Here is a 21,019-nt window from a genome sequence, read left to right as displayed (position 1 = left end):
CACTCCCGGTGACCAGTCGGTTACATCCGGACGACGGGAGGGCCGTGGCAACCGACCTGCGCACACGGACGCGGTCGATGTGCCTTTGCTGAGCTGACCAGGCGCGATACATGTGCCACGTCGTGTGCGGGCCCTCTCATGTCCCTTGTGGGGGTCGCCTGCGCGTCGCCCGGGCGGGGGCACCCACTCGTTACAGTCGGACCGTTTGCCCGCCGTCGGGTGCGGAAGGCGTGGGCCGCCACCCCTGTGAGAGGCGCTCTGAGAGATGGGACAGATCGATGCCGTCATCTAGGCCGTGTTGCTAAATGCTGGTTCGGGGCCTTCGGGTGATCCTTGAGGCGTGTCGCGAGATGTCATCACGGACGAGGTCTGGGAGCTGATCCGGGACGTGTTCCCGCCGGTGAGGACACGGGGCCGTCCTCCGGTGGATCGGCGCACAGTGGTCGAGGCGACCGCGTGGCGGTTCCGCACGGGATCGGCGTGGCGAGACCTCCCCGACCGGTTCGGGAGCTGGAACACGATCTACAAGAACTTCCGCCGGTGGGCGAGCGACGGCGTCTGGGAGGACCTGCTCACCCACGTGCAGAAGCGGGCGTCGCTCGCTGGCGAGATCGACTGGGTCGTGTCGGTGGATTCCTCGATCGCGCGTGTCCATCAGCATGGCGCGACCTTGCCCCGGGTCACAGGGGGATCCATCGAACGACAAGAAGTCCGGGCCGGAGCCTCCTGACCACGCGATCGGCCGGTCACGGGGTGGTTTGACGACGAAGATCCATCTCGTCTGCGACGGGAAGGCCCGGGCGCTGGCGTTCGTCCTCACCGGCGGGCAGGTCGCAGACACGAGCATGTTCACCTGCGTACTCGACGAGATCCACGTCCCCGGCCGAGGGCCTGTGCGCACGAGACCGGATCGGGTGCTCGCGGACAAGGGCTACCCGTCGAAGAAGAACCGGGCCTGGCTGCGCGAGCGCGGCGTCAAGGCCACGATCCCCGAACGGGGCGACCAGATCGCTCACCGCCGCAAGCGTCCGGGCCGCCCGATCGACTTCGGCGATGAGCAGCGGGAGCGTTACAAGGGCCGCAACGTCGTCGAGCGGTGCTTCAACTTCGTGAAGCAGTGGCGAGGACTCGCTTCCCGCTACGACAAGACCGCCCGGTCATACGCGGCGGGGCTCTGCCTCTCCGCCGCCTTGCAATGGATTTAGCAACACGGCCTAGGCCAGCAACGTCGTCCTGCACCGCCGGGACGGTGAGTTCCGGATGTGGCTCCACCGCAACATTGATCAGAGCATCGATCAGTAGGCGGACGGTCCCTGGCGAGAGCCGTCGGGCGAGATACCGGACACGCCGACCCGGGGAGAGCAGCTCTATGTCGACGAGGAGTCCCTCATCCTCGGAGAGAACGGGGACAGGCATCAGCGCGAACGCGGCCCCCGCGGCGGACAGCAATCTCATCGGTTCCAGAACAGGGGTGACCCTCGGCGCGCCCGTAGCGCCGAAGCCACCACTCGGTGCCTTGTCTGGGTTCTTCGCTTCCCGAGGGGGCTTCTCCCTCATGACGAGGTCCCGGAGCTACGCAGTGCCGTCCGGTAGACGTCGTTCTTCGTCGCGACGACGAGCCCGAGCCGCTTCGCGAGCACCGGGTGATCATCCTGGAGTCGCTTGAAGATGCCGTTCGACCTCACGCGGGTGACGAGCTCCTGAAGCAGGAGGAGCTCGAATGCGGCAGCCTCAGCCCAGCCGACGTCCTTGCGGTATCCGATGACCGCACGGGCGCCCGTGCGCCTCGCGAACTGCTGGAGCCGCTTGGGATCCTCCTTCAACGTCGAGCAGGAATCGAAGTAGATGACCTTGCCTGCACACGCCCCCTTCAACATCTCTTCGAGCTCATCCAGCTCGATATCGCCGTCCTCGTCCCCGCTCAACGACAGTGCGGCGGAGTCGCCGTGCATCGCCAGCCAGAGCACACCGAAATCGTCGTAGTCTTCGGACACCCACTTGCCGAGGTAGTAGGTGAACTCGGCGCGGGTCGCCACGTCGCGGTGGACCCACTGAGCCACCTCAAGATGCTCGAGGAGCTCCAACACAGGGCGAACGCTGAGACGGCGCGTGATGTCGCAATCCCACTCACCTTCGAGACAGAAAATACCGGGTAGATCCTCGCGCATGTTGTCGACTCCTCGATGATGATCTTTGAGCTCACGATATCGGTCAGGACCGACATTTCTCGGCAGTCTCGGGAACGCTGTCAGCGTATTCCCCGCCGCGGCGCATCGGCTCGACCCGCTCCCCTCGGCCGGTTAGCTGTATGAGGTCATTACGTTGTCGACACGTTCATGGACGCGGGACGCGGCGGCGAGCACGTCCCATGGTCCCACCTCGGCGACGTTGTCGCAAAGGTCGATGACATTCACGTCAAAGGAGCCGTCGCAGTCCGACTCGGCGGAGGTCACGGCGAAGAGCCCGTATGACCGGGCGGTCTTGTCGTAGCGGGAAGCGAGTCCTCGCCACTGCTTCACGAAGTTGAAGCACCGCTCGACGACGTTGCGGCCCTTGTAACGCTCCCGCTGCTCATCGCCGAAGTCGATCGGACGGCCCGGACGCTTGCGACGGTGAGCGATCTGGTCGCCCCGTTCGGGGATCGTGGCCTTGACGCCGCGCTCGCGCAGCCAGGCCCGGTTCTTCTTCGACGGGGTAGTCCTTGTCCGCGAGCACCCGATCCGGCCTCGTGCCCACAGGTCCTCGGCCGGGGATGTGGATCTCGTCGAGTACGCAGGTGAACATGCTCGTGTCTGCGACCTGCCCGCCAGTGAGGACGAACGCCAGCGCCCGGGCCTTCCCGTCGCAGACGAGATGGATCTTCGTCGTCAAACCACCCCGCGACCGGCCGATCGCGTGGTCAGGAGGCTCCGGCCCGGACTTCTTGTCGTTCGACGGATCCCCCTGTGACCCGGGACAGGGTCGCGCCATGCTGATGGACACGCGCGATCGAGGAATCCACCGACACGACCCAGTCGATCTCACCCTGAAGCGACGCCCGCTTCTGCACATGGGTGAGCAAGTCCTCCCAGACGCCGTCGCTCGCCCACCGCCGGAAGTTCTTGTAGATCGTGTTCCAGCTCCCGAACCGATCGGGCAGGTCTCGCCACGCCGATCCCGTGCGGAACCGCCACGCGGTCGCCTCGACCACCGTGCGCCGATCCACCGGAGGACGGCCCCGTGTCCTCACCGGCGGGAACACGTCCCGGATCAGCTCCCAGACCCCGTCCGTGATGACACCTCGCGACACGCCTCAAGGATCACCCGAAGGCCCCGAACCAGCATTTAGCAACACGGCCTAGAAGTATTTCGGCCCGGTAGCCGACTGGCTCAGCGCCGTCGTCTTCGTGGAGATCCCGCTGTTCGGCGGGATCCCGGTCATCGTGCTGTGGCTGATGGCGGCGGCCATCTTCCTCACCGTGTGGCTGCGCTTCCAGCCGATCACCGGCCTGAAGCACTCCATCGATGTGATCCGCGGACGCTACACCGCGAAGACCGACCCCGGCCAGGTCTCCACCTTCCAGGCCCTCTCCACGGAGCTGTCGGGCACCGTGGGGCTGGGCAACATCGCCGGTGTGGCCGTGGCGATCGGCGTCGGCGGCCCCGGCGCGGCCCTGTGGATCGCCCTGTTCGGCCTGCTCGCCATGAGCGTGAAGATGGCGGAGGCCACCCTCGGTGTCATGTACCGCACCGTCCGGGAGGACGGCAGCACCGTCGGCGGCCCCCAGCTGTACCTGCGCGACGGGCTCGCCTCCATCGGCTTCCCGAAGCTCGGTCGGGTGCTCGCGCCGATCTACGCGATCACGGCCGTGGTCGGCGTGTTCGGCGCGGGCAATCTCTTCCAGGCGAACCAGGTGGCGGCGATCGTCGTCGACTCCTCCGGGCGCTCCTTCCTCGACGGCAACCGCTGGATCATCGGCCTGGTGATGGCGGCACTGGCGGCGATCGTGATCCTCGGCGGCGTCACCCAGATCGCTCGGTGGACCGCGTGCATCACCCCGGCGATGGCCGTGCTCTACGTCGCCTGCATCCTCACGATCCTGGTGCTCAACGCCCCGGCGATCCCCGGGGCCGCGGCCGCGATCGTACAGGGAGCCTTCACCGGGGCCGGCGTGACCGGTGGCGTCATCGGCGTGGCCGTCGCCGGCATCCAGCGAGCCCCGTTCTCCAACGCGGCGGGCATCGGCTCCGCCGGCATGGCGCACTCCGCCTCCAAGACCAAGTCCCCCTCCACCGAGGGATTCGCCGCGATGTGGGAGCCGCTGGTCGACTCCGTCATCGTCTGCACCCTGACCGCCCTGGCGATCACCGTGACGGGGGTGTTCGAGGGAGCGGGGGCGGATTCCGACGGTATCGCCATGACCGCGCGGGCCTTCGGCACCGTGACCGGGTGGTTCCCGGTGCTGCTGACGGTCGCGGTGGTCCTGTTCGGCTTCTCGACGGTCCTGTCGTACGCCTACTACGGCGAACTGAACGCCCGCTTCCTGTTCGGCGACTCTCGGGGCGTCACCCTCGGTTTCCGCATCCTGTGGGTGCTGGCGGTCATCGTCGGCGCCTCCATCACGCTGGACGCCGTGATCGCGTTCTCCGATGCGATGTTCTTCCTCATGTCGGTGCCGAACCTGCTGGGCATCTACTTCCTGGCGAAGGTGCTGCGGCTGGAGATCCTGCGCCACCGCACGCGCGTGGAGGTCGGCACCGTGGAGGAGGTGCCGGAGGATCTGTGCGTCGGCATCGGAAGCCACGACCCGACCCCGCAGCAGGTGGAGCAGGCCGAGCGGGCCGATCATGAGGAGGCGGAGCGTCTGCAGGAACTGCGCCGCACCCTCGGTGCCGACGAGAACTGGAGCCACCACGACGAACTCGGCCGCCAACTGGACGATCAGGGTCGACTGGTGGACGACCAGGGCCGCCTCGTGAACGAGGAGGGCTCTACCGGATCGACGAGGACGGCGTGATCGTCGACGGTGCCGGCCGACCGCTGGAGCGTTACGAGCCGGTGCTCTCGGCCCGTGAGGCGCTGGACGACGGGGAGACCCGCGGCCGTCACCGTCGGGAGATCTGAGCGCCGGGGCCTTCGACCTGACCCCTGAGCGCCGGGCCCTCGGCCCCGGCCTCGCGGCATCCGCATCCTGAGTCTTCTGTCTCGGATCGCGGGCGCCGCGTAGACTTGCGGGCATGCCTCAGCTCCGTTCCCGCACCTCCACGCATGGCCGCAACATGGCCGGCGCGCGCGCCCTGTGGCGCGCCACCGGCATGGAGTCCTCGGACTTCGGCAAGCCGATCATCGCGATCGCGAACTCCTACACGCAGTTCGTGCCCGGCCATGTCCATCTGAAGAACATGGGGGACCTGGTCGCCGGGGCGGTCCAGGAGGCGGGCGGCATCGCCCGGGAATTCAACACCATCGCGGTCGACGACGGCATCGCCATGGGGCACGGCGGCATGCTGTACTCGCTGCCGAGCCGTGACGTGATCGCCGACTCGGTGGAGTACATGGTCAATGCCCACTGCGCTGATGCGCTGGTGTGCATCTCCAACTGCGACAAGATCACCCCGGGCATGCTCATGGCCGCCATGCGCCTGAACATCCCCGTGGTCTTCGTCTCCGGCGGTCCGATGGAGTCCGGGAAGCCCGTCAACGGCGTCGTCGAGCACCGGCTGGACCTGATCGACGCCATCATCCAGTCCGCCGATGACTCCGTCACCGACTCGCAGCTCGCCGAGATCGAGGACAGTGCCTGCCCGACCTGCGGATCCTGCTCGGGCATGTTCACCGCCAATTCGATGAACTGCCTCACCGAGGCGCTGGGCCTGTCGCTGCCCGGCAACGGGACGACTCTCGCCACGCACGCCTTCCGCAAGCAGCTGTTCCTCGACGCCGGACGCACGATCGTCGAGCTGGCCCGCCGGTACTACGACGAGGACGACGACTCGGTGCTGCCCCGCAGCATCGCCACCAAGGCGGCGTTCACCAACGCCATGAGTCTGGATGTGGCGATGGGCGGCTCCACCAACACGGTGCTGCACATCCTCGCCGCCGCGATCGAGGGGGAGGTCGACTTCGGCCTGGACGACATCGACCGCCTCTCACGGTCCGTGCCGTGTCTGACGAAGGTCGCACCGAACGGCACCGCCCATATCGAGGACGTCCATCGCGCCGGCGGCATCCCCGCCATCCTCGGGGAACTGGACCGGGCGGGGCTGCTGGACCACTCGGTGCATTCGGTGCACTCCCCGGATCTCGCCAGCTGGCTCGCCGATTGGGATGTGCGCGGCGGCAGGGCGACCGCGCAGGCGGATGCCCTGTTCCACGCCGCCCCCGGTGGTGTCCGCACCACCCAGGCCTTCTCGACCGAGAACACCTGGGAGGAGCTGGACACCGACGCCGAGGGCGGTGTGATCCGTGCGGTCCCGTTCGCCCACACCAAGGACGGCGGCCTGTGCGTGCTGCGCGGCAACCTCGCCGAGGACGGCTGCGTCATCAAGACTGCCGGGATCACCGAGGACCTCTTCCACTTCGAGGGCACCGCCGTCGTGTGCGACTCCCAGGAGGAGGCCGTGCAGAAGATCCTCGACAAGACGGTGAAGGCCGGGGATGTGGTGGTGATCCGGTACGAGGGCCCCCAGGGTGGGCCCGGGATGCAGGAGATGCTGTACCCGACGTCGTTCCTCAAGGGGCGGGGTCTGGGACGGGATTGTGCGCTCATCACCGACGGCCGCTTCTCCGGCGGCACCAGCGGCGTGTCCATCGGGCACATCTCCCCCGAGGCGGCCGAGGGTGGTCTCATCGGGTTGGTGGAGGACGGTGACCGCATCGTCCTGGACGTCGACAGGCGCCTGCTGCAGCTGGAGGTGCCCGAGGCCGAGCTCGAGCGACGTCGTGCCGCCAAGGGGCCGCTGCCCTGGCGGCCGGAGACGCGTGATCGGCAGGTCAGTCAGGCGTTGAAGGTGTACGCGCATCTGGTGCGCTCGGCGACCTACGGCGCCACGCGTCGACCGCTGGACTGAGGACAGCCGCGCTCAGCTCACCATTCTTCGGCGCGGTCACCGGGCCCGGCCCTTCCTCCCCGGGTGCGGTTCTCCAACCGCAACCCGCCCTCCCGGGCGCGGTGCACGAGCGCGGCCGTTCGTGCCGGGGGCGCTTCTCCGGCCTCAACCCACCCTCCCCGTCGCGGTGCACCGATCGCGGCCGTTCCTCCCCAGGCGCGGTTCTCCACAGTCGGCGTGATCGGTGTCGTGTGTCGGGCCGCTGCTCTACGGTGACGGTATCGAACAGGTGTTCGACACTGTTGCGTGAGGTGGGACAGGAGGCGCCCGATGACGATCCTCGAAGGAGCCGGGGGCGGTGAGCAGTGTGCACGCACGCCCCGACCCCGCTCGTTCGGGGCGTCAAGCAACCCCGTGGGCAACCCCTCGGGCACCGCGTCAGGCACCTCGTCGGGCATCCCGTCCGCTGTGGTCCGCCGTCTGGATCGGATCTTCTCCCAGATCCAGGACGTGCTGGATGCCGATCCGCAGCGCGGAATCGCTGACGCCCACGTGCCCCGGCATGTGCCGGATGCTGATCTGATCACGGCCATCGGGCGGATCGAACGGACCAAGAACGCGCTGGACGGTCTGCAGTCACGTCTCGAAGTGGAGCTGCGCGCACGGCGCGTGCGCTCCGACCAGGACCATGGGGTCGAGCGCTCACGCGCCGGATCGGGTGTCGGTCACGAGATCGGCCTGGCGAAACACGCCTCACCGGTCTCGGCAGGGAACCAGCTCGCGCTGCGCCGTGTGATCGTCGATTCGCTTCCCCGGACCTTCACCCATCTCAGCGAGGGCCGGATCTCCAGCTGGGCCGCCGAGGAGGTGGCCCGGTCCGTGCTGGTCCTCGACGACGAGGATCGGGCCCGGGTCGACGCCGAGCTCGCCGACCTCTTGCCGGACCTCACTCCACGCGCCGCCGGTCGGTCGGCGCGAGCGATCGCCGACCGTCTGGATCCTCAGGCAGCGGTCGAGCGGGTGCGGCGCAACACCGCGCAACGGTCCGTGACTCAGCGACCCGCCGGTGAGGGCATGATGCGGCTCTCCGCGCTGTTGCCCACCGTGGATGGGGTCGCTGCCTACGCGGCCCTCACCCGTGCGGCGGCCTCTGCCCGTGCTGCCGGGGATGAACGCGGCAAGGGAGCGGTCATGGCCGACACCCTCGTCGAGCGAGTCACGGGAGTTCCGGCCGGTGGGACGCCCCCGATCGAGATCCAGTTGCTCATGACAGACACGACGCTGCTCGGCGGCGGTGAGGACACCGCCCTGCTCGACGGCCACCCGGTCCCCGGCCGCGTGGCACGGCACCTCGCACTGGGGTGCCGTTCGGACCTGCGCGACTGCACGGACGGTTCGTGCACCGATGCCGAGCCGGAATCGAGCCTGCGGTGGATCCGCCGCCTGTACACGGACGGGACGACGGGCGACCTCCAGAACCTCGACACCACGCGGCGTGCCTTCGCCGGCAGTGTGCGCACGTTCATCCATACCCGCGACCAAGCGTGCCGCGGCCCCTGGTGCGACGCCCCCATACGCCACGTCGATCACGTCAAGCGCTACAGCGAGGGAGGGACCACCTCCATCGACAACGGGATCGGGGTGTGCGAGCGCCTGAACCACGTGCTGGAACTGCCGGGGTGGGAGCAGCAGCTCACCACGAAGCGCGGTGCCGGGGGTGAAATGTTGCTGCGCACCCCGACAGGCCATCTCTACCGCAGCGTGCCCCGTCCCGGCCCGGGATGCTGACCTCATCGCCCGGCATCCGCGATGCCGAAGGTGCCTGCGGCACCCAGGAAGACCCCCCGCCGAACCCCGCCACAGCGGACGCGGGGCCTGCACCGCCCCTGCCGCCGGACAGCCCCCCTTCCGCCGAGTGCGACGCGACGGAACCACCCCCGGGTCCGCCACCGTGATCCGGTCGGGGAGCGGCGCGCGATGATCCGGCCGGTGGCTGATAGCCGTCGGCCGACAGCGTGCGATGATCCGCCCGGTGGCCGGTGGCCGACGGCCGGTGGGTGGTGCCGGTGGCCGATGGCCGGTGGGCGGTGCCGCCCGAGCGGACGGCCGTGCCATCCTGGACGAGTGACTCAGGACGACACCCCCACCGCCCCGGCTTCCGCCCCCGCCGCGGAGATCGATGCCGAGATCACCTCCCGGGACCTGACGCGGCCCATGCGACAGCTGGTCGCGATCGTGGCCGCCCTGAATCTGATCGGGTTGATCGTCGAGGCGGTGATCGGCCTGCGCATCGGATCGGCCTCGCTGCTGGCCGATGCCGCCGACTTCCTCGAGGACGTCCTGATCAACGTGCTGGTGCTGTTCGCGACGATGTGGCCCGTGGCGGCACGCCGGAAGGCGTCCTACGCGCTGGCCGGTCTGATCCTGTTGCCGGCGCTCGCCGCTCTCGGTGTGGCGATCTGGCGACTGGTCCGATGGGAGGCCCCTGAGCCGTGGGCCCTCACCGGCACCGGGGTGTTCGCGTTGGTGATCAACCTCGTCTGCGCGGTGCTCCTGGTGCGGCTGCGCAGCGGTCATGGCACCCTCGGACGCGGTGCCTGGTTGGCCGCCCGCAACGACGCCCTGGGGAATGTCCTCATCATCGCGGCGGGCCTCGTGACGCTCGCCTGGATCTCGCCACTGCCGGACGTGATCGTGGGACTGATCCTGACCGTGATCAACCTTGGCGCCGCCCGCGAGGTGTTCACGGAGGCTCGGGAGGAGAACCCCGAGCTGGAGCTCTGACGGGACCGTCAGCTGCCGATCGCCGACAGGTACCGCTCGGCGACGATCTCCGCGACCAGAGGATGCGCACCCAAGGGCGCGGCCACCACCTCAGCCCCGGACTCCTCGACCACACGCTGGAAATGACCCGGCGCGAGCATGTACGACGCCACCGCCACGGATCCCCCGGCAACGGGCCCGCGCCCCCGGGCCTGCGCCACCGCGGTCGCGACGTCCGGGGAGGCCGCCGCGGCGTACCCGATGACGATCGACTCCGGGGAGACACCCAGCTCCTGCGCCAGAAGGTCCCGCTGCTGTTCGACCATCGCCACACCGGCGGGGTCGCTGGAGCCCGCGGCGGCCATCACCAGTGGGGCATCTCCGGTCCAGCCGGCCTCCCGCAGCCGCTCGGCCATCACCCGGGCAAGGCGCGGATCCGGACCCAGCGGTCCGGTCGCCGTCGCGGCACGACCCGCGACCGCCGAGGCGATGTCATGCCGCACGTGGTATCCGGTCGACAGCAGCACCGGCACCACCACGCACATCGGATCTGACTCATCGCGAGTGGAGCGGCTGGGTTCGGCGAGGTCGTCGACGACGTCGGCCACCGCCGGTGCTTGGACGTCCACGAAGGCCTCCCGCACCGGGGCGTCCACCAGGGTTGACACCATGCCGAGCAGCTGCCGCACCACGTCCCGGCCGGCTCGGGCGCGCGTCCCGTGAGCGCACCCGATGAGGGTCGGCACGCGGCGGGAGTGCGAGGCGGCGGGCAGCGAGCCGGCGGGCTGCGTCGCGCCGGGCGACCCAGCCGACAGCGACCCAGCCGACAGCGACCCGGCGGGCATCGAACCGGTGGGCATCGGACCGGTGGGAGAGCCGGCGGGCGACGCGGCGGGCAACGGACCGGTGGGCGATCCGCCGGTGGGCGACCCGGCCGACGCGGCAGCGGGCTGCCCGGCGGCCGCGGCAGTGGCTGCCCTGTCCTCCTCTGTCCCCACCGGGTCCTGGGGTGCCGGCAACTGGTCGCGTCCGGCACCTCGGGAGGCCGGCTCCTCGGCACCCCGGGCGGCCGACCTCTCAGCGCCCGTCTCGAGGAAACCCGCCTGGGCGGTGCGTCCGATGACGATCACCGCGGGGGAGACGATCCCGGCGTCCTGCGCGACCTGGGCGATCGTCCCGACCGTCCCCTGCACGCTGCGCTGCTCCGGGAGTGTGGCCGACTGCACCACAGCCGCCGGGGTCGCTGGGTCGATGCCGTTCAGCGTCGCCTGCGCCATCAACCGTGGCAGCCATTCCACGCCCATCATCAACACGGTGGTGGTGCCGGGATCCCGCAGGGCGGCGAGATCCGCCGGCCCCAGATCACCGTGGGCATTGACGACATGCACCGCCACGGCCGACCCACGATGCGTCACGGGGATCCCCGCCGCGGCCGGTCCGGCGATCGCCGAGGTCACCCCGGGTACCACCTGCACCGGCACCCCGGCCTCCCGGCACGCCAGGACCTCCTCGCCGCCGCGGCCCAGCACGAACGGGTCCCCGCCCTTCAACCGCACCACCCGCTTGCCCTCCCGGGCCAGGCGTACCAGCAGCTCCCCGATCTCACGCTGCGAGAGGGTGTGCCGGCCGGGTGCCTTCCCGACCGGGTGCACCTCGGGGTCATCCAGGAGATCCACCAGACCCGTCGGCCCCAGACGGTCCACCACCACGGCATCGGACTGGCGCAGCAGTGCCAGGCCGCGCACCGTGATCAGGTCGAGGGCCCCCGGCCCGCCGCCGACGAGAGCGACCGAACCCGGCTCGAGACGTGCGTCGGACAGCTGAGGACCGGGCAAGCCGCTGCTCGGTGCCTTGCTCGGCTCGATCACGCCTCCGCCCGCTCAGGGGTTGCGGCCCGACCCGTCGTGGGAAGCGCCGCAGCCGTCTCCGGGGTGGCGTCGCCGGTCGCCGGGGCGGCTGCGTCCGTCGCCGCATGCGGAGAGCTCGCGACATACAGGTGGCCGTCCCGCTCTTCGGCATCGAACACCGCGATCGCCTGCGGCTGCTTGCCCCCCGCGTCGATCACCTCGCCGGTGTCGAGGTTCCACACCTGCTTGTACATCGGGGAGGCGATCGTCCGCACCGTCTCCACGGTGCCGTCGTCCGCCCGCACCTCGTGGGTCCCGACGAGGCCGCGGGAGAGGATGTTCGCCCCCGAATACGGGTCACGCTGCTGGATCGCATGGACGCTGCCGTCCTCCAGCAGGAACACCCCGATCTGGGTGCCGTCGGGCAGAAGGGCAGCGGCGCCGCGGTCCACGCTCAGCGCCGACAGGGGGCAGATGGCGATCATCTCGGTGGTGGCCATGATCCTCAGGTGGTCCTTCCAGTGTGAGTCTGTGTGCGCCGGCGGCGGGTTATCAGCGGCCACTCCGGCCGGGCTGGGCAGCGACGACGGGATCGTCCCCGGGCTCGGGCTCCACGGTGCCGGCGGCCATACCCGCGTGGACGCGCGCCTCCAGCAGCGTCGGGTACGAGACGGCGTCGGCCGACGTCGCCGGTCGCACCTGACCGCGCTCCGGCACATACGCCAGGTCGGGGTCGTGCTGATCGGGTGCGTTGACGAACGAGACGAACTTCGCCCGCCGCTCCGGATCCCGCACCGCCTCGGCCCACTCGTCCACGTACGAGTCGGCGTGGCGCTGCATATCGGCCTCCAGCTGTTCGCCGATGCCGCGGGAGTCGTCGACGATGATCCGCCGCAGCTCATCGATGCCGCCGGGGAACTCCTCCACCCAGCGGGCCGTGCGCTGCAGTTTGTCGGCCTCACGCACGTACAGCATGAGGAACCGGTCGATGCACTTGACCAGGTTCGTGTCGTCGAGGTTCTCCATCAGCAGCTTGCCGTGCGCGGGCTGCGCACCGCCGTTTCCGCCGACATACAGGTTCCAGCCCTTGGAGGTGGCAATGACGCCGACGTCCTTGGCCTGCGCCTCGGCGCACTCGCGGGCGCAGCCGGAGACGGAGATCTTGATCTTGTGCGGTGACCGCAGACCGCGGTACCGCTTCTCCAGGGCAACCGCCATCGTCGTCGAATCCTGCACGCCGAAGCGGCACCAGTTGGTGCCCAGACACGCCTTCACCATGCGCAGTGACTTGCCGTAGGCATGACCGGACTGGAAGCCGGCGTCGACCAGACGCTCCCAAATCTCCGGCAGCTGCTCCAGCCGCGCCCCGAACAGGCCGATTCGCTGGGCACCGTTGAGCTTCACGTACAGGCCGTAGTCCTTCGCGACCTGCGCGATCACCATCAGGCCCTCCGCGGTGACCTCCCCGGCGGGCATCGCCGGGATCACCGAGTAGGTGCCGTCCTTCTGGATGTTCGCCATCACGAAGTCGTTGGTGTCCTGCAGGGCGCCCAGCTGACGACCCACCGGGTTGTGGCGGCGCCCCGTGATCGCCCCCAGCGAGGCGAGGATCGAAGCGACTGTCGGGCGGCACACGGCGCAGCCGCGGCCGTGACCGAAGGCGGAAACGACCTCGGTGAAGGTCTCCTGGCCACCGTCCTCGACCAGCTTGAACAGCTCGGCGCGGGGCATCGGGAAGTGCTCGCACAGAGCCTTCGACACGGCGATGCCGCTCTTCTCCAGCTGGGCGTTGAGCAGTTTGGTCACGGTCGGCACACAGGAGCCGCAGACGGTGCCGGCCTTGGTGCAGGCCTTCACCTCACTCAGGGTCGTGCATCCGTGCTCGGTCACGGCGCTCCGCACGGTGCCGGCGTCGACGTTGTTGCAGGAGCAGACGACGGCGTCGTCGGGCAGTTCGGTGTCGAGCGCGACGCCACCGCCCGCGGGAGAGATGATCGCCGAGGGGTCGGCGCCGAGCTCGCGGCCGCTCAAGGGCCGCAGCTGCGAGTACAGCTCGATGTCGCCGACGAACACGCCGCCCAGCAGGGTCTTCGCGTCGTCGGACATCACCAGCTTCCGGTACTGCCGGTTCACGGGGTCAACGAACGACACCTCGAGGGCGCCGGGGGAGACGGCATTGACGTCGCCAAAGGCGGCGGCATCCACCCCGACCGCCTTCAGTTTGGTGCCGTCCTCGGCGCGGTGATGGCTGCGGGTGCCACCCAGCAGACGATCGACGACTACGTCGGCCATGTCGTTGCCGGGGGCGATCAGGCCCGCGCACACCCCCTCGTAGCTGGCGCATTCGCCGACGGCCCAGATGGTCGGGTCGGAGGTCTGGCAGGAGTCGCCGACGATCACACCGCCGCGTTCGGCGATCGCCAGTCCGGCCTCGCGGGCGAGGCGGTCGCGGGGACGGATGCCGGTGGAGAACACCACCACATCGGCGTCGAGGGTGGAGCCGTCGGTGAGCTCTGCGGCGCCGAGGGAGCCGTCCCCGGCGGGCAGGAATCGGGAGGCTCCGACGCCGGTGCGCACCCCCATGCCCTCGTCCTCGATGAGCAGGCGCAGCATCTCGCCACCGCCCTGGTCCAGCTGCACCGCCATGAGACGGTCGGCGAACTCGACGACGGTGACGGCCGCCCCGAGCTTCTTCAGGGCCGCGGCGGCCTCGAGTCCCAGCACACCACCGCCGACGACGACGCCGCGGACCTGCCGGCCCAGGGCCTCACCGCGCAGCCGCACCCATTCGGTGAGACGGTCGAGGTCATCGAGGGTGCGGTAGGTGAACACGCCCGGCAGGTCCGTGCCCTCGGCGCGCGGCATCCAGGCCCAGGAACCCGTGGCGAGCACCAGCTGGTCGTAGCTGACGGTGCGGCCGGAGGCGGTCACCACGGCGTGGGCGTCGCGGTCGATGCGCTCCACGGCATCCCCGGTGATGAGCTCGACGCGGGGGTCGTCCCACACCGCGACGTCCAGGTGCAGCGACTCCCGGGAGGCCCCGCCGATCCGGTTCGACAGGTGCACGCGATCGTAGGGCCGCTCCGGCTCCTCACCGATCACGGTGACGCGCCAGTCACCCTCGGGATCCTGCGCCAGGAGCCGGGCGACGACGCGGTGGCCGGTCATGCCGCCGCCGACGATCACCAGATGGGCGCCCTCCAGCAGGGAGGCGGCACCGGCCGGGACGAGGGGGAGGTAGGGGAGGTCATAACGGGACTCCGCATCTGTGGTCTCGGGGACGGTTCGACCCCTGAGCCTAGGGGAGGTCCGGCACGGAACCCAGGGACGAACGCCCCGCGGGGCGTGCCCGCTGCAGATGCAGCGCGGCGACGGCGAGCAGAACGCCGACCAGCAGACTGCCCGCCAGGATCCCCTGCACTGCGACGATCGGCGCGTGCAGCACGCCGACAGCCTGCAGCAACCGAGGCACATTGAGGACAAGTACCATCGCCCCCACGGCCAGGCCCAGTAGACGGGCCGGCAGACGGCCAGCCACACGTGCGGCGATCGGCGCGGCCACGGCGCCGCCGATCAACAGCGCCAGGACGGGGCCGACGGAGACCGCGCCGAGGCCGAGACCCAGGAGGAACCCCGACGACGCCCCGACGGTGACGGCGAACTCCGCCGCCGACACCGACCCGATGGTCGTCCGGGGAGCCGTGCCACGGGAGAGCAGGGTGGAGGTGACCACGGGACCCCAGCCCCCGCCGCCGCAGCCGGTGAGGGTGCCGCCGACGAGCGCGAGCGGCACTAGGGCGAGACGGGAGGGCATCGCGGTGCGGGCGGGGGCGCGGTGGAGATCGTCGGGAGCGCGATCGGTGTCGGCGGGACCGGTCTGAGCGCGGTCGGGGAGCCGCACGAAGCGCCACAGCACCGAGAGCCCCAGCAGCGTCAGGACCGCGGCCATCACCGGGCCCGCCAACGTCATCGGCAGGACACTGAGCAGCAGGGCCCCGGTGAGACCGCCGATCATGCCCGGCACCGCCAGCCACGGCAGCACCCGCAGGTCCACGTTGTCGGCCCGCCAGTGACTCACCCCGGAGGCGAGGGTGGTGCCGACCTGCGCCAGGTTCACCGACGCACTCACCGCCGCGGGCGCCGTCCCGGCCGCCAGAAGGATCGACGACGCGCTGACGCCGTATCCCATCCCGAGGGAGCCGTCGACCAGCTGGGCGAGGAAACCGGCCAGGCCGATGACCAGCAGCTCCGGACGCATCTCAGGCTCGCCTCTCAGGCACGCAGCGCAGAGCCGACCATGCCGGCGTCGAGGGTCCGGCCGGAGGCCGGATCGATCACCAGCAGGGCCCCGCCGTCGCGATCCACGGCGTAGTCCTCCACCGGCAGCGGCTCGGCGAGCAGCAGTCGCGCCCGCACCAGGTCGTTCAACGTCGCCTCCTCGGCGGGCACCACCTCGAGTCGCTCGATGTCCAGGCGTTGATCGATCTCCAGCACCCGTGCCTGCACGGGGCGGGTGCCGTGCTTGACGAGCACACGCGCTCCGGGCCGCAGGGGATCCTCGGCCAGGTGCGCCAGCACCAGCTGGATCTCGTCACGGGCCTGCGGGGCGGTGCCGGCGGCGGCCAGCAGGTCGCCGCGGGAGATGTCCAGCTGGTCGGCCAGCCGCAGCGAGACGGACTCCCCGGCGCTCGCCTCCTGCCGCGCCTCGGGGCCGACGTCGATGCCGGTGACACGGCTGCGCAGCCCGCTCGCGGCGACCTCCACCTCATCCCCGACGCGCACGGTGCCGGAGGAGATGAGTCCCGCGTAGGCGCGGTAGTCCACGAGCGACGGGTCGACCGCCCCGTGCTGCGGGCGGATCACCAGCTGCACCGGCAGCCGCAGAGGCCGCTCGCCCTGGGCGGTGCGCGGCGGCAGGGATTCCAGCAGCTCCAGGAGCGTCGGACCGTCGTACCAGGGGGTGCGCTCGGAGCGCGTCACCACGTTGTCGCCGTGGAGCGCGGAGATCGGCACCACGTGCGGAGTGTCCACGCCGAGGGCCGTCGCAGCGTCGCGCAGGTTCCCTGCGATGGTCGCCAGGACGTCCTCGGCGTCCTCGACCAGGTCGATCTTGTTGACCGTCACGACCACCTGCGGCACCCGCAGCAGCGCCGTCACCGCGAGGTGACGCCGGGTCTGCTCCACCACGCCGTGACGGGCATCGACCAGCAACACCACCACATCGGCGGTGGAGGCCCCGGTGACCATGTTCCGGGTGTACTGCACATGCCCGGGGGTGTCGGCCAGGACGAAGGACCGCGTGGGGGTGGCGAAGTATCGATGGGCCACATCGATGGTGATGCCCTGCTCGCGCTCGGCCCGCAGTCCGTCGGTGAGCAGCGCGAGGTCGGCCAGCTCACCCTGCCACCCGCGCTGGCGGCTCACCGCCTCCACAGCCGCCAGCTGATCGGCGAACACCGACTTGGTGTCGTGCAGGAGGCGGCCCAGCAGGGTCGATTTGCCGTCGTCGACGCTGCCGGCGGTGGCGATACGCAGCAGCCCGGGACTGCTCGTGGTCACGGTGTCGCGTTCCGCGGTGTTCGTGGTCATCAGAAGTACCCCTCCTTCTTGCGGTCCTCCATGGCGGCCTCGGAGAGGCGGTCGTCGGCGCGGGTGGCGCCCCGCTCGGTGATGGTGGAGGCGGCGACCTCCGCCACCACATCGGCGACGGTACGGGCCTCCGACGGCACGGCGCCCGTGCAGGACATGTCCCCGACGGTGCGGTAGCGGACCGTGCGGGTGGTGACCTCCTCGCCGCGGCGGGGCGTCGTCCACGGGCCGGGGCTCAGCAGCATGCCGTCGCGTTCGAACACGTCCCGCTCGTGGGCGTAGTAGAGGCTCGGCAGCTCGATGCCCTCCCGTTCGATGTACCGCCATACGTCGAGCTCCGTCCAGTTCGACAGGGGGAAGATCCGCACGTGCTCCCCGGGACGGTGCCGCGTGTTGTACAGGCGCCACAGCTCGGGGCGCTGGTTCTTCGGATCCCACTGGCCGAAGGCGCTGCGCAGCGACACCACACGCTCCTTGGCACGGGCCTTGTCCTCGTCGCGGCGGCCGCCGCCGAAGACGCCGTCGAAACGGCCCTCTTCGATGGCGTCCAGCAACGGCAGGGTCTGCAGCGGATTGCGGGTGCCGTCCGGTCGCTCCTGCAGGCGGCCGTCGTCGATGTAGTCCTGCACGCGGGCGACCCGCAGCTCCACGCCCAGACGCTCGACGGTGGCGTCGCGGAACGCGAGGACCTCGGGGAAGTTGTGCCCGGTGTCGACATGCAGCACCGGGAACGGGATACGGCCGGGCCACAGCGCCTTCGCCGCCAGGTTCAGCATCACCACGGAGTCCTTGCCACCGGAGAACAGCATGACGGGTCGCTCCAGCTCCGCCACCGACTCCCGCAGGATGTGGATCGCCTCCGCCTCCAGGGCATCCAGCACCGACGGCTCCACGGTCGCCGGTAGCGAGTCGGCGGACGCCGCAGTGTGCGGTGCGGTCTCGATCGGGATGTCGGATGCGGTGGAGTCGGACGTGATGGCCGTCATGCGCGAGTCTCCTTCGAGGTCTCGGAAACAGGGGTCGCGTCGGTCGGGCTGACCTCCGCTCGGCGATCGGTGGCCCCGTGTCGCAGGGACGGGAGGTCCAGGGCGCGCACCGACCCGGCCGTGGCAGGAGCGTCCTCGGCCAGCTCGTGACTGCCGCCGTCGGTGCCCGGGTGGAGGCCGCACTCGGTCTTCTCGAAACCGGCCCAGCGCCCCGACCGCGGATCGGCACCCGGTGCGACCCTCTGGGTGCACGGCGCGCAGCCGATCGACGGATACCCCTGCTGCAGCAGCGGATTCTCCGGCAGACCGTGTCGGCGCGAATACGCCATCACCTCGTCGAAGGTCCACAGCGCCAGCGGGTTGATCTTCACCAGGCCGAATCCCTCGTCCCAGGTCACCAGTGGCGTCTGCGCGCGGGTCGGGCCCTCGTCGCGACGCACCCCGGTCACCCACGCGTCATACCCGGCGAGCGCGCCGCGCAGCGGCGCCACCTTCCGCAGGGCGCAGCACAGTCCCGGGTCGCGGGCCCACAGCTGCGGCCCGTGCTCCGCGTCCTGCTCCGGCACACTCTGCGGGGCCGACACATCCACCACATGCACCGGCAGCGCCTGCGCCACCGCGTCCCGGGTGGTGAGGGTCTCCGGGAAGTGGTACCCGGTCTCCAGGAACAGCACATCGACCCCGGGGGCGTGCTGCGCGACAACATGCGGCAGCGTCGCATCCGCCATCGAGCACGCGACCGCGAGCCGATCCCCGAAGGTTTCCGCCGCCCACACACTGATCTCCTGGGCCAGCTCCTCCGGGGAGACCTCCCCTTCGCGGGCCCGGAAGTGTTCCGCGGCCTCCTCGGCGAGAGCCTGCAGGCGCTCGGCCCGAGCGACACGGACATCGGTCATCGCAGATCCTCCTCCTCGGCGCGCTGCACCCAGGCCGAGAAGGTCTCGGCCTCGTCGCGCTGATCCAGGTAGCGGCGGGTCACCCTCTCCACGTAGTCGACGAGCTCGCTCGCCGGCACCTTGTGGCGACGCAGGGTGCGTCCCAACCCTCCGGCATCATGCCCCGTTCCGGCGAGCGACCCGCCGAGGTGCACCTGGAAACCCGGCACCTGGGTGCCGTCCTGGGTGGTCACGATCTGCCCCTTCAGACCGATGTCGGCGGTCTGCAGTCGTGCACAGGAGTTCGGGCAGCCGTTCACATGCAGGGTGAGGGGGGTGCCCAGCTGGGGCTCCAGATCGGCCAGCCGACGCTCCAGCTCGTCGACCACCTCCGTCGCCAGGGCCTTCGTCTCCACGATCGCGAGCTTGCAGAACTCCAGTCCGGTGCAGGCGATGGTGCCGCGCCGCCAACTCGAGGGGCGCGCCTCCAGGTCGATGCCGCGTGCGGACTCCACCAGCTCCTCCGCCCGCGCCGGGTCGACATCGAGCACCAGCACCTTCTGGTACGGGGTCAGGCGCACCCGCCGCGACCCGGCGGCCTCCGCCATCCGCGCCAGTTCCACCAGCCGGCTGCCGCTGACCCGGCCGACGACGGGGGACAGGCCCACGTACACGCGGCCGTCGCGCTGCTCGTGCACACCGACGTGGTCGCCGGAGCGCGGCGCCGGGGCGGGTGGCGGGCCGTCGGGCAGGGCATGGCCGAGGTATTCCTTCTCGAGCACCTGACGGAAACGCTCCGTGCCCCAATCGGCCAGCAGGAACTTCAGGCGGGCCTTGGTGCGCAGGCGCCGGAATCCATAGTCACGGAAGATGCGGATCACGCCGTGCCAGACGTCCGCCGCCTCCTCCGGGCGGACGAAGGCGCCCAGGCGCTCCCCGAGGCGGGGTGCGGTGGACAGGGCGCCGCCGACCCACAGGTCGTACCCGGGGCCGAGCTGCGGATGCACCACGCCCACCAGTGAGATGTCGTTGATCTCGTGGACCACGTCGAGGGAGGGGTGGCCAGTGATCGCGCTCTTGAACTTCCGCGGGAGGTTCGCCAGCGAGGGGTCACCGAGGAAACGGTCGGTGATCTCCGTGATGACGGGCGTGGGGTCGATGATCTCGTCGGCGGCGATCCCGGCGACGGGGGAGCCGAGGATCACCCGCGGGGTGTCGCCACAGGCTTCGGTGGTCGACAGGCCCACGGCCTCGAGGCGCCGCCAGATCTCCGGGACGTCCTCCACCCGCACCCAGTGCAGCTGGATGTTCTGCCGGTCGGTGAGGTCTGCGGTGTCGCGCCCGTACCGACGGGAGATCTCACCGACCTCGCGCAGCTGGTCCGTGCTCAGGGCGCCGCCGTCGATGCGCACCCGCAGCATGAAGTGCTCGTCGCTGAGTTCGTCCTGGTCGAGCTGGGCCGTGCGTCCGCCGTCGATGCCGGGGCGCCGCTGGGTGTAGAGGCCCCACCAGCGGAAGCGGGTGTGGAGGTCGTCGGCCGGGATCGCCCCGAAGCCCTCGTGGGCGTAGGTGCTCTCGATCCGCTCCCGGACCTCGAGCCCCCGCCGGCGGCCTTGAGCCGTTCGTTGTCGTTCAGGGGATCGTGGCCGTCCACTCGCCACTGGCCCTGGGGTCCGCCGCGGCGCGAGGGGCGCACCGCGGCACGGTCCTGTCGGTCGGGCCGTGCCGAGGACGGGGAGGAAGTCGTCGTCTGCACCCAGCCATAATGACAACTATGGATGCGCCTTACAAGTTCTTAGAACGGTATGTGAACGGGCGGTGGCGCGGCAGGGCCGCAGGGGCTGTCTCACTCCGTGGACTCAGCACCTCCCGAGCGTGAGGCGCGCTACAGTCCTCGCCATGGAGATCCTCGTACTCGTCATTGGTGAGC

Annotated in this window: 12 protein-coding genes and 3 pseudogenes; 5 read left to right on the top strand and 10 right to left on the bottom strand. The window is 70.3% G+C overall.

Annotated elements, in window-relative coordinates:
• Nucleotides 1-340 precede the first annotated feature (340 nt).
• A pseudogene (locus JSY14_RS12505) lies at nt 341-1,205 on the top strand (IS5 family transposase).
• 348 nt (nt 1,206-1,553) lie between these two features.
• Here JSY14_RS12505 and JSY14_RS02215 read toward each other — a convergent pair.
• Both JSY14_RS02215 and JSY14_RS12500 read right to left on the bottom strand, forming a co-directional pair.
• The gene (locus JSY14_RS02215; protein WP_259557131.1) at nt 1,554-2,168 is read right to left on the bottom strand and encodes a DUF6642 family protein; all 615 of its coding nucleotides are present in this window, start codon (nt 2,166-2,168) and stop codon (nt 1,554-1,556) included.
• A gap of 297 nt (nt 2,169-2,465) precedes the next feature.
• Nucleotides 2,466-3,289, bottom strand: a pseudogene (locus JSY14_RS12500) (IS5 family transposase); the annotation flags it as partial.
• A 97-nt stretch (nt 3,290-3,386) separates the two neighbouring features.
• Here JSY14_RS12500 and JSY14_RS02205 point away from each other — a divergent pair.
• The 4 genes from JSY14_RS02205 to JSY14_RS02190 all read left to right on the top strand — a co-directional run bounded on the left by JSY14_RS02205 (nt 3,387) and on the right by JSY14_RS02190 (nt 9,813).
• A complete protein-coding gene (locus JSY14_RS02205) occupies nt 3,387-4,997 on the top strand; it encodes an alanine/glycine:cation symporter family protein (protein ID WP_259557129.1) in 1,611 nt (536 codons plus the stop codon).
• Between the two features lie 220 nt (nt 4,998-5,217).
• Nucleotides 5,218-7,050, top strand: coding sequence for a dihydroxy-acid dehydratase (ilvD, locus tag JSY14_RS02200; protein ID WP_259557128.1), 1,833 nt, complete (start codon nt 5,218-5,220; stop codon nt 7,048-7,050).
• 309 nt (nt 7,051-7,359) lie between these two features.
• Nucleotides 7,360-8,817 (top strand): HNH endonuclease signature motif containing protein, encoded by a 1,458-nt coding sequence (locus JSY14_RS02195; RefSeq protein WP_259557127.1) that lies wholly within the window; start codon nt 7,360-7,362, stop codon nt 8,815-8,817.
• Between the two features lie 336 nt (nt 8,818-9,153).
• Complete coding sequence (locus tag JSY14_RS02190) at nt 9,154-9,813, top strand: cation diffusion facilitator family transporter (protein ID WP_259557126.1); 660 nt, start codon at nt 9,154-9,156, stop codon at nt 9,811-9,813.
• An 8-nt stretch (nt 9,814-9,821) separates the two neighbouring features.
• On the opposite strand, the gene cobA is transcribed toward JSY14_RS02190, so the two are convergent.
• The 8 genes and pseudogenes from cobA to JSY14_RS02150 form a co-directional block, all read right to left on the bottom strand.
• Nucleotides 9,822-11,660, bottom strand: a complete 1,839-nt coding sequence (gene cobA, locus JSY14_RS02185; RefSeq protein WP_259557125.1) for a uroporphyrinogen-III C-methyltransferase — start codon at nt 11,658-11,660, stop codon at nt 9,822-9,824.
• Nucleotides 11,657-12,139 (bottom strand): nitrite reductase (NAD(P)H) small subunit, encoded by a 483-nt coding sequence (locus JSY14_RS02180; RefSeq protein WP_259557124.1) that lies wholly within the window; start codon nt 12,137-12,139, stop codon nt 11,657-11,659. The genes cobA and JSY14_RS02180 overlap by 4 nt, the downstream gene beginning before the upstream one ends.
• A 52-nt stretch (nt 12,140-12,191) precedes the next feature.
• The gene (gene nirB / locus JSY14_RS02175) at nt 12,192-14,807 is read right to left on the bottom strand and encodes a nitrite reductase large subunit NirB (protein WP_259557123.1); all 2,616 of its coding nucleotides are present in this window, start codon (nt 14,805-14,807) and stop codon (nt 12,192-12,194) included.
• 130 nt (nt 14,808-14,937) lie between these two features.
• Complete coding sequence (locus tag JSY14_RS02170) at nt 14,938-15,897, bottom strand: sulfite exporter TauE/SafE family protein (RefSeq protein WP_259557122.1); 960 nt, start codon at nt 15,895-15,897, stop codon at nt 14,938-14,940.
• A gap of 14 nt (nt 15,898-15,911) precedes the next feature.
• Nucleotides 15,912-17,228: a sulfate adenylyltransferase subunit 1 gene (locus JSY14_RS02165; protein WP_259557121.1), complete on the bottom strand. Its 1,317-nt coding sequence runs from the start codon at nt 17,226-17,228 to the stop codon at nt 15,912-15,914.
• Nucleotides 17,228-18,214, bottom strand: coding sequence for a sulfate adenylyltransferase subunit CysD (cysD, locus tag JSY14_RS02160; RefSeq protein WP_259557120.1), 987 nt, complete (start codon nt 18,212-18,214; stop codon nt 17,228-17,230). The genes JSY14_RS02165 and cysD overlap by 1 nt, the downstream gene beginning before the upstream one ends.
• Nucleotides 18,211-19,110, bottom strand: coding sequence for a phosphoadenylyl-sulfate reductase (locus tag JSY14_RS02155; RefSeq protein ID WP_259557119.1), 900 nt, complete (start codon nt 19,108-19,110; stop codon nt 18,211-18,213). The genes cysD and JSY14_RS02155 overlap by 4 nt, the downstream gene beginning before the upstream one ends.
• Nucleotides 19,107-20,845 (bottom strand): annotated as a pseudogene (locus JSY14_RS02150) (nitrite/sulfite reductase). Before JSY14_RS02150 ends, JSY14_RS02155 begins: the two are co-directional and overlap by 4 nt.
• Nucleotides 20,846-21,019 lie beyond the last annotated feature (174 nt).

The sequence above is a fragment of the Brachybacterium sillae genome (assembly GCF_025028335.1).
GTDB classification, from domain to species: domain Bacteria; phylum Actinomycetota; class Actinomycetes; order Actinomycetales; family Dermabacteraceae; genus Brachybacterium; species Brachybacterium sillae.
The sequence above is the reverse complement of the archived record's forward strand: the minus strand, read 5'-3'. Positions and strand labels throughout refer to the sequence as shown.

Excerpts from the sequence above, each read along its gene's own strand:
- cysD (WP_259557120.1), bottom strand. The coding sequence starts at position 18,214 with ATGACGGCCATCACGTCCGACTCCACCGCATCCGACATCCCGATCGAG.
- ilvD (WP_259557128.1), top strand. The coding sequence starts at position 5,218 with ATGCCTCAGCTCCGTTCCCGCACCTCCACGCATGGCCGCAACATGGCC.
- JSY14_RS02195 (WP_259557127.1), top strand. The coding sequence starts at position 7,360 with ATGACGATCCTCGAAGGAGCCGGGGGCGGTGAGCAGTGTGCACGCACG.
- JSY14_RS02165 (WP_259557121.1), bottom strand. The coding sequence starts at position 17,228 with ATGACCACGAACACCGCGGAACGCGACACCGTGACCACGAGCAGTCCC.
- JSY14_RS02155 (WP_259557119.1), bottom strand. The coding sequence starts at position 19,110 with ATGACCGATGTCCGTGTCGCTCGGGCCGAGCGCCTGCAGGCTCTCGCC.
- nirB (WP_259557123.1), bottom strand. The coding sequence starts at position 14,807 with ATGACCGGCCACCGCGTCGTCGCCCGGCTCCTGGCGCAGGATCCCGAG.
- JSY14_RS02180 (WP_259557124.1), bottom strand. The coding sequence starts at position 12,139 with ATGGCCACCACCGAGATGATCGCCATCTGCCCCCTGTCGGCGCTGAGC.
- JSY14_RS02215 (WP_259557131.1), bottom strand. The coding sequence starts at position 2,168 with ATGCGCGAGGATCTACCCGGTATTTTCTGTCTCGAAGGTGAGTGGGAT.
- JSY14_RS02170 (WP_259557122.1), bottom strand. The coding sequence starts at position 15,897 with ATGCGTCCGGAGCTGCTGGTCATCGGCCTGGCCGGTTTCCTCGCCCAG.